Source organism: Halococcus qingdaonensis, assembly GCF_024508235.1.
In the GTDB taxonomy this organism is placed as follows: Archaea; Halobacteriota; Halobacteria; order Halobacteriales; family Halococcaceae; genus Halococcus; species Halococcus qingdaonensis.
On record NZ_CP101943.1, the window covers coordinates 1,841,043 to 1,853,358 of the forward strand.

Consider the following 12,316-nt stretch of genomic DNA (forward strand, 5'->3'; position numbering starts at 1 on the left):
TCAGTGTTCCTCCCCGATCCGCCGCGTCGTCGTTCGTGCTGTTTCGGTGTCCATGATCAGATCCTCCGCGTCGCTCGTGCTGAAAAGACGCTCGGCCGTCGACAATAATCCCGATGCTTGCAGTTGCGGGCCATGGTTACTCCTTCGGGATACGGCGGTCGGTCGAACTGCTCGCCAGGTCGTCGCTATCGTCGCCGTCGCTGTCGTCAAGCGCGCGCTGGCGGTGCGCTCGATCCCACTCCTCGAAGATGCCGTACTCGGTCATCGTCGCCATGCCGGCGAGCGCCGCCCGGAGTTTCAGCCCGACGAGCGGGATGTCGGCGACGCTAATGATCGCGTCGGCCTCGATGACCGCCCCGTCTCGGAGGATGACGTCGATCAGATCGACGATGACGTCGTCATCCGCCCGTTTCGGTTCCATCCTCACCCCCGATGGCCGGCACGAACGAGTACGGCGGCCACGGCCCGGTGAACCGGACCTCGACGCCCGTTTCGGCCGCAACCTCGTCGAGCATCTCACCCATCCCCTCCTCGTTGTCCTCGGTCGCGAGCACGGTGAACCTCGCCTGGGTCTCCATGCCGTCGTTGTCGCCCTCCTCGTCATCGAGCGTCGTCCGCTCGCCGAGTTCGTTCACATCGCGCGCGAACTCGTCGAGTCGGTCGCGCAGCGTCGCCGCGCGGTCGGTGCGGCGCTCGCGGCGCAGTTCGCGAAGTCGCTGGTCGTACTGCTTTTCGAGCATGAACGCCGTGCCCGAGCCCGCCGCCTCGATCTCCTCGTCGAGTTCGGCGAGTCGGTCGTCGCTCGCGACGAGGTCCTCGCGCAGTGCCGCCTCCTCGCGCCGGAGTTCGACGCGGTACTCCCAGTGGCCCGCGAGCTGGTCGAGGTAGTTGGCGAGTGTCCCGCGCTCCTCGGCGACCCACTCGCGTACGCGGTCGTCGTCGCCCGTGAGAACGGTGTCGAACTGGAACGGGATCGGCGTGCCGAACGCCTCGCCCGCCGCATCGACGACGTTCTGATGCTGGAGCACCCACTTGCGGAGTTCGTCCATGTCGGCAGTGTCGTACAGCGACTCGCAGTCGTGGAGTACGACGCCGATGTCGTCGACCGCGAGCAGTCTGACGGGCTCGTCGTCGACACCCTCGGTGTCCGGGTCGGCCTCGTCGTCGACGGCGACCGCACAGTAGAGATAGCGCCCTTCCTGGAACTCGGTCTCGGTCTCGCCCTCGGTGTCGGTATCGTCGGCCATTATTCGATCACTCCTCTGTCGTCGCGCTGCGGCTTGTCGGCACGCTCGACGAGATCGCGGACCAGGCCGTCGAGATCGCCACGGAGATCGTCAACCGGTTTCTCGATGCCTTCGTCCTGCTTGATCCCCTCGATCTCCTCTTCGAGCGCGGCGAGTTGCGAGCCGAGGCGCTCGATCTCCTCGTCGGTGAGTTCGCCCGATTCCATTCGTCGGATGGCCTCGCGCTCCATCGCGTCGACCAGCAGCTCGACGACCGTGACGACGAGCGTCATCAGCCCGTCGCGCGCCTCGTCACCGTCGACGTCAATCGTCGTCATCTGCCTCCTCCCCCGTGGCATCGGATCCCTCCGCCTGTTCCGACGGTTCGGATTCCCCGTCGGCGTCCTCGTCGGTGTCCTCGCCACTGCTTTCGTTTCCGTCGGCCTCGTCGCCACCGTCTCCCGCCGTCGATTCCGCACGCGCGCCGGCGTTCGGCCGCGCGCCGAGCTCCGGTGCGGACTGGCTCTCGGTGTCTGACTCCGCCTCCTCGCCGTCGTCAAGCGCCGCGTCGTCCTCACCGCTCTCGACGGTGACGGTATCGTCGTCCTCGAGTTCGCTGCGGTCCGATGCTTGCTCGACGCGGCGCATGTCGGTGCCGTCCGGGAACTCGAGCCCGTACTCGGCGGCCGTCTCGAACGAGGCGATCGCCGCCCGGAGCTGCACACCGAGGAGTTCGGTGTCGCCGATCGAGACGACGATGTCGGCGTTGATGACGACGCCCTTGTCGAGCAGCATCTCGACGACGTCGGCGAGGCTGTCGGATTCGCGCGTCGGCCCGCCGCTGTTACTCATCGTTGCCCTCCCGTTCGTCGAACCGCCGACCGTAGATGCGGTAGTGGCCGGGCGCGCTCGAATGCTGTGTCTGCTTCGGCACGGTCGAGAAACTCGCCGACGACCAGCCGCCCGCCTTCCAGCCGGCGACCATCGTCGAGTAGGCCGTCGGGTTCCGCGAGGAGGGCTGGCCCGTCCCGCCGCCGGTCTTCTCCTCGACTTTCTCCTGGGCCGTATCGCGCGCCTCCTTCAGCTGATCGCGCGCGTCGAGGGCGCTCTCACGGAACTCCTCGACGGCATCGCGGAGCTGTGACTGGATGGCGAGCTGTTTGGCCTGTCCGTCGTCGAGGATCGACTCCTCGCCGTTGCTCGCGTCCTCCATATCGGGCGTGTCGAACGAGTCCAGGAGACCGGAATCGTCGCCGGTCTCGCCGTCACCGTCCTCGTCCTCGTCGTCGGTGACGTCGTCGGCTGCCTCCTCGAGTTCGTCCTTGTTCTGCATGAACGCGCGCACGTCGACGGCGTCCCAGAGCTCGCTGAACTCGACGAGCGACGCCAGCTGTGTGAGATCGAGCGCCCGCCTTGGCTCGGCGTTCGCGATCGCCTCCGGCACGTCCTCGCCCTCGATGGCACTTGGCAGCTCGCTCAGCTCGACCGCCTCGGGGAGTTCCGAGAGATCGACGGTGTCGAGCAACTCGTCGGTCTCCTCGATGACATCGACGAGGTCGTCGATGTCGTCCTTCGCATCGGCGTAGTTCTCCTCGCCGCTCAGCACGCCGAGCAGCGAGTCGATGTCTCCCTCGGCGCGATCGAGCAGCGCCGCCAGCTCGGTGTCGGAGTCGACGAGCCCGCTACCGCTCTCGTCTTCGCCACTGCCGTCGTCCCCGTTACTGCCGTCGCCACCGTTCTCGCCCTCCGCGGCGGACTGCGAGTGTTCGAGCGCCGAATCGAGCTTCTCGGCGGCTTCGGCCATCGGTTCGCTATCGTCACTCATTCCGTTCATCCTCCAGCCACACGTCCAAAACTCCGTTGTTGAACGACGCGTCGGCGACGACGAGACCCGTCTGCGGGAGCGGGACGCGCTCGACGATGCCCTCGTCGTCGGCGACCAGAAGCGTCCGTCCATTCCCGCCGACGCCCGCTGAGAGTTCGTGTGGATCGACATCGGACAGATCGATTGTCACGACCTGTCCTTCCTCGGTCTGGCTGACGGTCGCAGCGTGATCGGTTCCCGAGATGGGCTCGGCGCTTTCGTCGCCCCCGACCTCGGTTCCGTCGCGCCCGTCGATCCCGGACTGCGGACCGATGCCGACGCTGAGACCGTAGTCGAGTCGTTTCCGCCCGCTGCGTGCGCTCCCGGTTCTCGATCGCTGGCGTCGGTCGTCCTCGTCCATCTCGGCGAGGGTCTCGAACAGCCCCGAGAGGATCGTCCGAACGACGCCGGTGTCCTTCTTGTCTGTCATTGTTTGACCTCCACTTTGTTCGTGAGCGTCTCGCGCGCCTCGCGCGCCACGTCCAGTTGCGTCCGCAGTTCCTCGCGGCGACGCTCGTACTCCTCTTCCGAGCGATCGCCGATCTCGAACAGCAGTCGGTTTTCCTTGATCTCGTCGCGGATCGACTCGACGTCGTACAGCTCCTCGACGGCCATCGAGTGGATGACGTTGCCGACCGCGACGATCGGCCGGAGCAGTAGATCGTCGATGATGAACATGTTACTGTTGGGTGCCGATCTCGATGTCCACGAAGTTGTACGGCGGCCACGGCCCGGTGTACTGGACCGTGAGGACGTCGCCGTAGTCGTCGGTGACGGCGTCGACCGCCTCGTCGAAGGCGACCCGTTCGTCACGGTCGACGAGATACGAGCGGTTCATCACGAGGCGGTCGCTGAAGCGATCGTTCTCCTCTTCCTGGACGCTCGCTGCGGCGAAGCGTTCACTCGCCGCTTCGCGGATCTCGTCGGCGTCAACCGTCACGTCCTCGTCGACGACGAGTTTGACGCCGAACTCGGCCAGCCCCTCGATCTCGCGCAACGACTTCGTGAACGCGCGTCGCCCGCCCCGGAGGACGTTCTTGAGCGTGCGCGCGTTCTTGAACACCGAACCGAACTGCATCGGGACCACGGTTCGGCCGCCCGCATCGAGCAGCACGTCCTGGAGCACGTCGTCGTGCGCGCGGGCGTTCTCGTCGGTGAGCTCGGGGTCGAGCGTGTCGATATCGGTCACGACGGCCGCGAGCGGCCCGTGACTCACCGTGTATGCGTGCGTCGCTCCGGCGACACCGTCGACGTCGAGTTCGAAATCGGCGTCCTCGACGACGCCGTAGGCGTAGAGATGATCGCTCATGATCTGAGTATGGACGTACTGCGCGTCGTGGCCCGGGTTCGGCGGTCGCGCTAATAGGCGTGTCGCCGGCACATGCAGCCACCCCCACCCCGACCGCCCCGCTCTCCAACCCACACTCGGGTTGCCTGCCCCTGCTGGCCCAAAGGATATTATACCGGGCGGAGTTGTGCTGGTACGATGAGCGCACGACCCTCAAGCGACAGTCTGGCCGAAGTGCTTGATCGGATCCTCGACAAGGGGATCGTCATCGACGTCTGGGCACGGGTGTCCGTCGTCGGGATCGAGATCCTCACCGTCGAGGCACGGATCGTCGCCGCGTCCGTCGACACGTTCCTCCACTACGCGAAGGAGATATCGAAGTTGGAGATGGCGACCGAATCGGGCGATCTGGAGGATCTCAAGGACCTCGACCTCGGCACGTCGCCGATGACCCAGCCCGAGCCCGACGAGCCGGAGGTCCGCATCGAAGAGGACGCCGAGCAGTAGTCGCGCCCGGGGCACCGAGCGGTAATTTATTCACGACGCCGAATACGTAGGACATCATGGCCGACCTCGATCCAGGCGAGCACACGATAGACGAACTGCGCGACGAACTCGACGACATCGACGACCGCGAGACGCTCGAAGAGCTTCGCGAGGCCGAAACCGACGGCGAGGACCGGACTGGCGCGAAAGAAGCCATCGACGAGCGCCTCGACGCGGTCGACGACGAAGGCGACAGCGACGGAGATGAAAGCGAGAGCGGCGAGGACGAAGAAAGCGACGAGGAAGACGACGAGAACGAGGGAAGCGACGAAAGCGCAGGAGGCGGGCAGGACGGCGACACGGTCGGCATCGTCGACATCCGCGATCACGTCCAGCAGAACGCCAGCGACCTCATCGGCCGGCCGCTCGACGGCATCGTCGAGATCGAGCGTACCGACGACGGCTGGCGCGCGCTGACCGAGATCATCGAGCGGCGCTCGGTGCCCGACACTCAGGACATCCTGGGGCGCTACGCGCTCGATCTCGACGATTCGGGGCGCATCATCGGCTATCGTCGGCTGGAGCGCTACCGGCGCGGCGACACCAAACGCGACGAGGAAGCACCCGCCGGCGGCTGACGGCCGGAAACGGAGAGGACTTTAGGAGCCACGTCGGTACGAACGGGTATGATACTCGCCGATGGGGACATCCGGCGGCGGCTCGACACGGGCGAGCTCGTCATCGAGCCGCTCGCCGACCCCGAGCTCCAGATCCAGCCCGCGAGCGTCGATCTCCGGCTCGGCCGCGAATTCCTCGAATTCCAGCGGACGAACATTCCCTGCATCCATCCCAATTCGGAAAACGAAGTCGACGAATACGTCACCGAGACTGTCGTCGACGAGGGCGGGGAGTTCATTCTACATCCTGGTGATTTCGTCCTCGGGACGACTGTCGAGCACGTCGGAGTGCCCGACGATCTCATCGCACGCGTCGAGGGCCGGTCGTCGCTCGGGCGGCTCGCGATCGTCATCCACGCGACGGCGGGCATCGTCGATCCCGGCTATCAGGGCCAAGTCACCCTCGAACTCTCGAATCTCGGCACCGCGCCCGTCGCGCTCACACCAGGGATGAGGATCTCACAGGTCATCTTCACGGAGCTCAAAAACGCCGCCGAAGTGCCCTACGGCGACGAGCGCGGCTCGAAATATCAGGGCCAGGTCGGCCCGCAGGCCTCGAAGATCGGCAGCGACGACGAGTTCGGCGGCAGCCAGCGGCCCGATCATGAAACCCCTGACCGGCGATCGGGCGAGGCAGATCGGGCAAACGAGATGGAGGACGAGCGATGAGGTTCATCGAGGAGATCGTCGTCGACGAGTTCCTGCCCACGTTCCGCTCGCTGTTGGCTGAGCGCCTGCGCGAGCACGATCTCACCCAGAGCGAGGTCGCCGACATCCTCGGGATCAGCCAGTCGGCGGTGTCGAAATACGCCCACGGCGAGGTCGCGCGCAACGAGCGCGTGCTCGACGACGAGCGCGTCGCCGGGCTCGCCGAGGATCTCGCCGAGGGGCTCGCCAACGACGAACTGACGAGCGTCGGCGCGCTCGTCGAGAGCGAGATCCTGATCCGCCAGCTCGAACGCGACGACCTGCTCTCGGAGCTCCACGCGGCGGCGATGCCCGGCCTCAATGAATACGACGGCTTCGACGTCCACGACCCGGAGAGCAGCCTCCGGGCGGCCGAGCGCGCCCGCTCGTCCGTGCGCCGCGGGATTGGCACGCTCGAAGCCACGAGCGGTTTCGCCGGGCTGATCCCGAACGTCGGCTCGAACCTCGTCGAGTGCGTTCCCGACGCCACCGACATCGACGACGTGGCGGGCGTTCCCGGTCGCATCTTCGACGTCAAGGGGCGGACGACGGTTCCGGGCGACCCCGAATTCGGCGTCTCGGCTCACGTCGCCGGCGTCCTGCTCGCCGCGCGCGACAACGGCAACGACGCGCTCGCCGCGCTCAATCTCGCCTACGACGCCGATCTCGTCGATCGACTCGAATCGCTCGATCTCGCGACGGTGGAGTTCGACGGCGAACGCGACACCGACGATGCGATCGCCGCCGTCGACGCCGCCGCTGCCGACGCGCTCTACCATACCGGCGGGTTCGGCGTCGAGGCCAACGTCTACCTGCTCGCCCCGAGCGCCGCCGACGCCGCCGCCCGCGTCCGCGGGCTCCTCTGACGATGAGCGATGGACGCGCCAGCAAGGAGGGAACGGAAACGGATGGCGCGAGCGAAGCACAGAGCTTCTACGGCCGCTGGGCGCGCCTCTACGACACCATCGCTACCTTTCCAGGAATCGGGTCGTGGCGCGAACGTGCCGTCGAGAGTTTAGAACTCTCGCCCGGCGACACGGTCGTCGAGATGGGCTGTGGGACGGGCGCGAACCTCCCGTATCTGCGCGAGGCGGTCGGGCCGTCGGGCACGGTCGTCGGCGTCGACTTCACGCGCGGGATGCTCGATCGTGCGCGCCGACACGTCGCGGCCGCCGGCTGGACGAACGTCCATCTCGTCCGCGGCGACGCCACCGCACCGCCGATCGAACGCGCCGACGCGGTGCTCGCGAGCTTCGTCGTCGGCATGCTCGCCGATCCGGCCGCAGTCGTCGAGGACTGGCTCGCGCTCGTGCGCTCGGGTGGGCGCGTCGCGCTGCTTGACGCCACGCGCAGTACCCGGACGAGCGCGAAACCGCTCGACGCCGCCTTTCGGTTTTTCGTCGCCGCGAGCGCGCCGCCGACCCGACAGTTGCGCTATGCGACGCCGCCGTGGAAACCGCTCGACGAGCGCGTCACTGCTGCTCGCCAGCCGCTCGAAGAGCATACTGAAGAGTACGACAGTACGGAGTTCGCGCTCGGCTTCGTCCGTCTGGCGAGTGGGTACGTTCCCTGATATTCCATACCCGCCAGTTCTCTGTCGGCTTCGTCCCGCTTTGATCGCGGTCAGCGCACGGTTCCCGACTCGTCGATCGGGCCGAATCGCACGTATCGCGCGAGCGACCGCCAGCCGAGCGCGAGCAGGCAGGCCCCGATCGCATCGGCGAGCGCGTCGGCGACGCTCGCGGTCCGGTAGGCGATCGGCCACTGGACGATCTCGATACCGATGCCGAAGGCGACAGCCAGCCCGACCGCGAGCGCCAGCCGGGCGTGACCGTTCTCGATCGAGGCGTACGCGAGCGTCGCGGTCACTCCTGCATAGGCGAGCGCGTGCGACCACTTGTCCATCCCGACGAGCCCGAGCGGTCCGACGCTCGGCGTTCCGCTCGCCTCGACGACCGAGGCGACAAGGACGACGCCGGCGACCAGCACGACGAGTGCGTAGCGAACCCGGCGATCGACGAGCGGGATGGACGGCGATCTCATGACAGGACTGGCGACCGGCAGCAAAAGCGGTGCGATGGCGGTCGAGTCGTGTGATCGGACATCCAAAGGTGTATAACGGATGTTCTCGGAAAAATCAACGGATGGAGTACGGTCTCGTCGCGCTGTGGTGGCTGACGTACGTCGGTCTCGCGCTGTTCGGCCTGCCGGTGGCCGCACGGCTGTGCTCGTCGCTACCGGGCCGCGGTGCGGGCTTTTCGTTCGCCATCTCGCTGGCGATCATGACCCTCGTCGCCTTCTGGGTCGGTTTCCTCTCGCTCGGCTGGGTCGCCCTGTTCGCGGGACTCGTCGCGCTCGCGATCTGTGCGGTGCTCGCGGCCCAGTCGGGCGTCGAGATCGATCGCCGGGCGACCGTCGAGGCGGTAGCGGTGTTCACGCTCGTCTACCTGTTCGTCATCGCGCTGCGATCGGTCGAGCCGGGCATCACGCCGGGCGGCGAGAAGTTCCTCGATTTCGGGCTCGTGGCGTCGCTGTACCGTGCCGGGAGCCTCCCGCTCGAGGACTTCTGGTTCGCCGGCGAGTCGATGATCTACTACTACGGCGGCCACTTCGTCGTCACGCTGCTGGCCCGTCTGACCGATACGGTCCCGTGGACGGCGTTCAACCTCGCGATGGCGGGACTGTTCGGCTCGCTCGGGGCCGGTGCGTACGAGCTCGCCGGCGCGGTCGCGGTCGGGCGACGCGCCCGCCGAACGATTCGCTCGTACAGCAGTCGAACACGCCGGACCGCCGGCGCAACGGCGGTCTTCTTCACGATATTCGCGAGCAACCCCTCGACGGCGGTGCGCCTCCTCATCAAGCGACTGCCGGCGTCGATCGGCGAGAGAGCCGCCGACGCGTTCGCGGCGGCACACTCCAAGCTGCCGGACTATCAGGTGCTCCGGCCGATCCCGTCGGACTACCAATACAAGGTCGCCGGGCGCATCATCCCCGAAACGTACGACCCGTTCCCGCTGTTCGGCGCGGTCCGGGGCGACATCCGCCCGTACTTCACGAGCACGCCGTTCCTGCTCTGCGTGGTCGGGCTGTGTTACGCCTACTACCGCACGCCCGCCGCGTCGGTCCGTCGACGGCGCGCGATCGTCTTCGGTGCCGTGCCGATCGTCGGGGGGTTTATGGCACTCGTCAACACCTGGAGCCTGGCCATCGTCCTCGGGATGACGTGGCTGACGCTGACGTTCGCCCCCACCGACCTTCGCTCGCTCGTTCCGACCCGGCTCGCCACCCGCATCGACCGCATCGTGGGCGATCCACCGACCAGCAGGCCGCGAGGGGCGCTCGTGCGGACGGGCGGCGCGGCCGGACTCTCGGCGGTCGTGGGCGTGATCGGCGTTCTCGCCGCGCTTCCCTTCTTCCTCGGACCGGTGCAGGCCGGACCGAGCACGTCGCTGATGGTCCTCGACGCCGCCGCGCGCAGTTCGATCGGTTCGCTGCTGCTCGTCCACGGCGCGTTCCTCGCGATCTTCCTCACTCTCCTGCTCGCCCGCAGTCGCCGGCGCTGGTCGTCGACCGTCGCCGTCGCTGGCGGGCTGGGGTTCGTCGCCCTCGTCGCGTTCGTCCCGAGCGCACTCGCGCCGATCGCGCTGTTCGCGGTGCCGCTCGTGCTCTGCTGGTATCTCCTCGCGACCGATCGCATCGGCTTCGTGGGCGTCCTCGTCGTCGCCGGGTTCGGACTGCTCGTGCTGCCCGAACTCGGCTTTCTCGCCGAGGGCGGCGACGGACGGTTCAACACCGTCGTGAAGACGTACATGCCGACGTGGATCCTCTGGGCGAGCGCCGCCGGCGTCGTCCTCCCACGACTCGTCCGCGGTCGCGGGCCGTGGAACTGGACGCGCCGCCAGCAGGTCGCCAGCGCTCTCGCCGCCGTGCTCGTGCTCTCGACGGCCGCGTTCGGCGGCGTCGCCGTCCAGCGCCATTTCGCCGATCCGAACGTCGAGGAGCCGACGCTCGATGGGCTGGCCGCCGCCGAGGAGAACGTTCCGGGCCAGGTCGCGGCGATCCGCTGGCTCGACGACCGCTCCGGCCGGCCGACGATCGTCTCGGCACCCAGCCGCTACGTCTATCGCTGGAGTGCGAGCCCGGCCGCCAGCCTCACGGGCGTCCCGACGGTCGTCGGCGTCTCTCACGAGGCGCAGTATCGCGGCCGGCAGACGTATCTCGATCGGGTGTACGCCGTCAACACCATCTATCTCGGCTCGGCCGAGCGCCGTGCCGCGCTGCTCGAACGATACGACGTGAGATACGTCTACGTGGGGCCGACAGAGCGCGATCGATACGGCGACATCCGCCCGTTCTCCGAGCTACAGGGCGTCTCGGTGGCGTTCCAGGAGGACAACGTGACGATCTACGCGGTCGATCAGGAGCGGTTGGAAGCGCCCCCGGAGGAGACGTGAGCCGGTTCAGGCGTTGGCAGCCGACAGCCACGGGATGGCACGCGCGCCGAGGCGACGGAGCAGTGCCGAGGAGCCGTAACCCAGCACGCCGACCGCGATCATCCCGACGACGATGTTCGGATACTCGCCGGCGGTGAAGGCGTTCCAGATGAAGTAGCCGAGCCCGCTGCTCGACAGCAGTTCGGCGGCGACGAGGCTCACCCACGCGAGCCCCATCGCGTTGACGAGTCCGGTGTAGATCGACGGAAGCGCGCCGGGCAACACCACGTGTCTCATCGTCTGCAATGGGGTGGCTCCGAGCGAGCGCGCCGCCTGCGGATACTCCTCCTCAACGCCGCGAACGCCCTCGATGGTGTTGAGCAGGATCGGGAAGAACGCCGCCAGGAAGATGATGAACCGGACGATGTTCGCGGGCGTCAGCAGGATGATCGTCAGCGCGGGATACCAGGCGATCGGCGGGATCGGTCGGAGCACTTCGAGCGCCGGGAAGGTCAGATCGGAGACGATCTCGCTCCGGCCGATGAGCAGCCCGAGCGGGATCGCGACGACCGTCGCGATGGCGAAGGAAAGATACACACGGAACGTGCTCCGGCCGACCTCCTGCCAGAAGGAACTGCTCGCGGCCGCGTCGACGAACGCGACCGCCACCTCGACCGGTGAGGGAAGGCTCGGGACCGCCCCGACGAGCATCGTCGCGACTGCCCAGATGGCGAGCACCGCCAGCAGCGACGCCGACTGTTCGAGTCGTTGGACGTACGCCATCAGGCGCGCCCCTCCGCCTGCTCCATCGCACGCTCGGCCTCGTCGTGGATGCTCTCGCTGGCGCGGCGCTGGAGTTCGTTGAACCGGTCGGTCGTGACCATGTCGGTGCTCCGCGGCCGTTCGAGATCGACGTCGATGACGTCCTTCACCTGGCCCGGGCGGGCGGTCATCACGACGACGCGATCGGCGAGCAGGATGGCCTCCTCGACGTCGTGGGTGATGAAGAGCACGGTCCTGTCGTCGTCTTCCCAGACGTCGAGCAGTTTCTCCTGCATCAGCTCCTTGGTCATCGCGTCGAGCCCGCTGAACGGCTCGTCCATCAGCATGATGTCCGGATCGTTCGCGAGCAGTCTGGCGAGCTCGGCGCGCTGTTGCATCCCGCCGGAGAGCTCGTGCGGATACGCGTCCTCGAAGCCGGAGAGTCCCATCTGGTTGAACAGCGACGCGACGCGGCTCTCGTCGACATCGTCGCGCATCTGCGGGCCGAAACGGACGTTTTCGCTGATCGTCTTCCAGGGGAACAGCCGGTTTTCTTGAAAGACGACGCCCCGCGAGGGATCAGGTCCCTCGACCGGTTCGTCGTTGACCAGCACCTCGCCCTCGGTGGGGTCGAGATAGCCCGCGATGCACTCCATCACGGTGGACTTCCCACAGCCCGAAGGACCGAGCACGGTGACGAACTCCTCGGCCTCGATGTGGAGGTCCATCCCGTCGACGGCGACCAGTTCGTCCCCGTCGTCGCCGTAGACCTTCCGCAGGTCCTGGATGTTGACTGTACCGGAGCCGCTCGATTCGGTCCACGAGCGGCGCTGTTCGGCGGACTGTTCGTCGGTGTCGGAACGCGTCGTGGTGTCTGTGTTGGGTTCACTCAT

17 protein-coding genes are annotated in these 12,316 nt (G+C 67.2%); 6 read left to right on the plus strand and 11 right to left on the minus strand.

Annotated features, from left to right (window positions below):
- Nucleotides 1-136: 136 nt before the first annotated feature.
- From gvpM to NO363_RS09520, 8 genes are read right to left on the minus strand one after another with little or no spacing between them, the layout of a single operon-like run.
- Nucleotides 137-421 (minus strand): gas vesicle protein GvpM, encoded by a 285-nt coding sequence (gene gvpM, locus NO363_RS09485; protein WP_256684652.1) that lies wholly within the window; start codon nucleotides 419-421, stop codon nucleotides 137-139.
- Nucleotides 399-1,247 carry a gas vesicle protein GvpL gene (gvpL, locus tag NO363_RS09490; protein WP_256684654.1) on the minus strand — a complete coding sequence of 283 codons (849 nt, stop codon included), beginning with the start codon at nucleotides 1,245-1,247 and terminating at the stop codon, nucleotides 399-401. Before gvpL ends, gvpM begins: the two co-directional genes overlap by 23 nt.
- Nucleotides 1,247-1,564: a gas vesicle protein GvpK gene (gene gvpK / locus NO363_RS09495; protein WP_256684656.1), complete on the minus strand. Its 318-nt coding sequence runs from the start codon at nucleotides 1,562-1,564 to the stop codon at nucleotides 1,247-1,249. Before gvpK ends, gvpL begins: the two co-directional genes overlap by 1 nt.
- Nucleotides 1,551-2,078, minus strand: coding sequence for a gas vesicle protein GvpJ (gene gvpJ / locus NO363_RS14120; RefSeq protein ID WP_306169483.1), 528 nt, complete (start codon nucleotides 2,076-2,078; stop codon nucleotides 1,551-1,553). Before gvpJ ends, gvpK begins: the two co-directional genes overlap by 14 nt.
- Complete coding sequence (locus NO363_RS09505) at nucleotides 2,071-3,051, minus strand: hypothetical protein (protein WP_256684658.1); 981 nt, start codon at nucleotides 3,049-3,051, stop codon at nucleotides 2,071-2,073. The genes gvpJ and NO363_RS09505 overlap by 8 nt, the downstream gene beginning before the upstream one ends.
- The gene (gvpH, locus tag NO363_RS09510) at nucleotides 3,044-3,520 is read right to left on the minus strand and encodes a gas vesicle protein GvpH (RefSeq protein ID WP_256684660.1); all 477 of its coding nucleotides are present in this window, start codon (nucleotides 3,518-3,520) and stop codon (nucleotides 3,044-3,046) included. Before gvpH ends, NO363_RS09505 begins: the two co-directional genes overlap by 8 nt.
- A complete protein-coding gene (gvpG, locus tag NO363_RS09515; RefSeq protein WP_256684661.1) occupies nucleotides 3,517-3,768 on the minus strand; it encodes a gas vesicle protein GvpG in 252 nt (83 codons plus the stop codon). Before gvpG ends, gvpH begins: the two co-directional genes overlap by 4 nt.
- A 1-nt stretch (nucleotide 3,769) precedes the next feature.
- Nucleotides 3,770-4,399 (minus strand): GvpL/GvpF family gas vesicle protein, encoded by a 630-nt coding sequence (locus NO363_RS09520; protein WP_256684663.1) that lies wholly within the window; start codon nucleotides 4,397-4,399, stop codon nucleotides 3,770-3,772.
- Between the two features lie 177 nt (nucleotides 4,400-4,576).
- Between NO363_RS09520 and gvpA the strand changes: the two genes are divergently transcribed.
- From gvpA to NO363_RS09545, 5 genes are read left to right on the plus strand one after another with little or no spacing between them, the layout of a single operon-like run.
- Nucleotides 4,577-4,885, plus strand: a complete 309-nt coding sequence (gene gvpA, locus NO363_RS09525; RefSeq protein ID WP_007739252.1) for a gas vesicle protein GvpA — start codon at nucleotides 4,577-4,579, stop codon at nucleotides 4,883-4,885.
- A gap of 56 nt (nucleotides 4,886-4,941) precedes the next feature.
- A complete protein-coding gene (locus NO363_RS09530; RefSeq protein ID WP_256684666.1) occupies nucleotides 4,942-5,502 on the plus strand; it encodes a gas vesicle protein GvpO in 561 nt (186 codons plus the stop codon).
- 48 nt (nucleotides 5,503-5,550) lie between these two features.
- Nucleotides 5,551-6,210: a dCTP deaminase gene (dcd, locus tag NO363_RS09535; protein ID WP_256684668.1), complete on the plus strand. Its 660-nt coding sequence runs from the start codon at nucleotides 5,551-5,553 to the stop codon at nucleotides 6,208-6,210.
- Nucleotides 6,207-7,094, plus strand: coding sequence for a thiamine-phosphate synthase family protein (locus NO363_RS09540; RefSeq protein WP_256684670.1), 888 nt, complete (start codon nucleotides 6,207-6,209; stop codon nucleotides 7,092-7,094). The genes dcd and NO363_RS09540 overlap by 4 nt, the downstream gene beginning before the upstream one ends.
- 2 nt (nucleotides 7,095-7,096) lie before the next feature.
- Complete coding sequence (locus tag NO363_RS09545; protein WP_256684673.1) at nucleotides 7,097-7,801, plus strand: class I SAM-dependent methyltransferase; 705 nt, start codon at nucleotides 7,097-7,099, stop codon at nucleotides 7,799-7,801.
- Nucleotides 7,802-7,851: 50 nt separating this feature from the next.
- Here NO363_RS09545 and NO363_RS09550 read toward each other — a convergent pair whose 3' ends face one another.
- The gene (locus tag NO363_RS09550; RefSeq protein WP_256684675.1) at nucleotides 7,852-8,271 is read right to left on the minus strand and encodes a VanZ family protein; all 420 of its coding nucleotides are present in this window, start codon (nucleotides 8,269-8,271) and stop codon (nucleotides 7,852-7,854) included.
- A gap of 101 nt (nucleotides 8,272-8,372) precedes the next feature.
- Between NO363_RS09550 and NO363_RS09555 the strand changes: the two genes are divergently transcribed.
- The gene (locus tag NO363_RS09555; protein ID WP_256684677.1) at nucleotides 8,373-10,682 is read left to right on the plus strand and encodes a DUF2298 domain-containing protein; all 2,310 of its coding nucleotides are present in this window, start codon (nucleotides 8,373-8,375) and stop codon (nucleotides 10,680-10,682) included.
- Nucleotides 10,683-10,688: 6 nt separating this feature from the next.
- Here NO363_RS09555 and NO363_RS09560 read toward each other — a convergent pair whose 3' ends face one another.
- On the minus strand, nucleotides 10,689-11,444 hold the full coding sequence (locus NO363_RS09560) for an ABC transporter permease (RefSeq protein WP_256684679.1): 756 nt from the start codon (nucleotides 11,442-11,444) through the stop codon (nucleotides 10,689-10,691).
- Nucleotides 11,444-12,316, minus strand: a complete 873-nt coding sequence (locus tag NO363_RS09565; protein ID WP_256684681.1) for an ABC transporter ATP-binding protein — start codon at nucleotides 12,314-12,316, stop codon at nucleotides 11,444-11,446. Before NO363_RS09565 ends, NO363_RS09560 begins: the two co-directional genes overlap by 1 nt.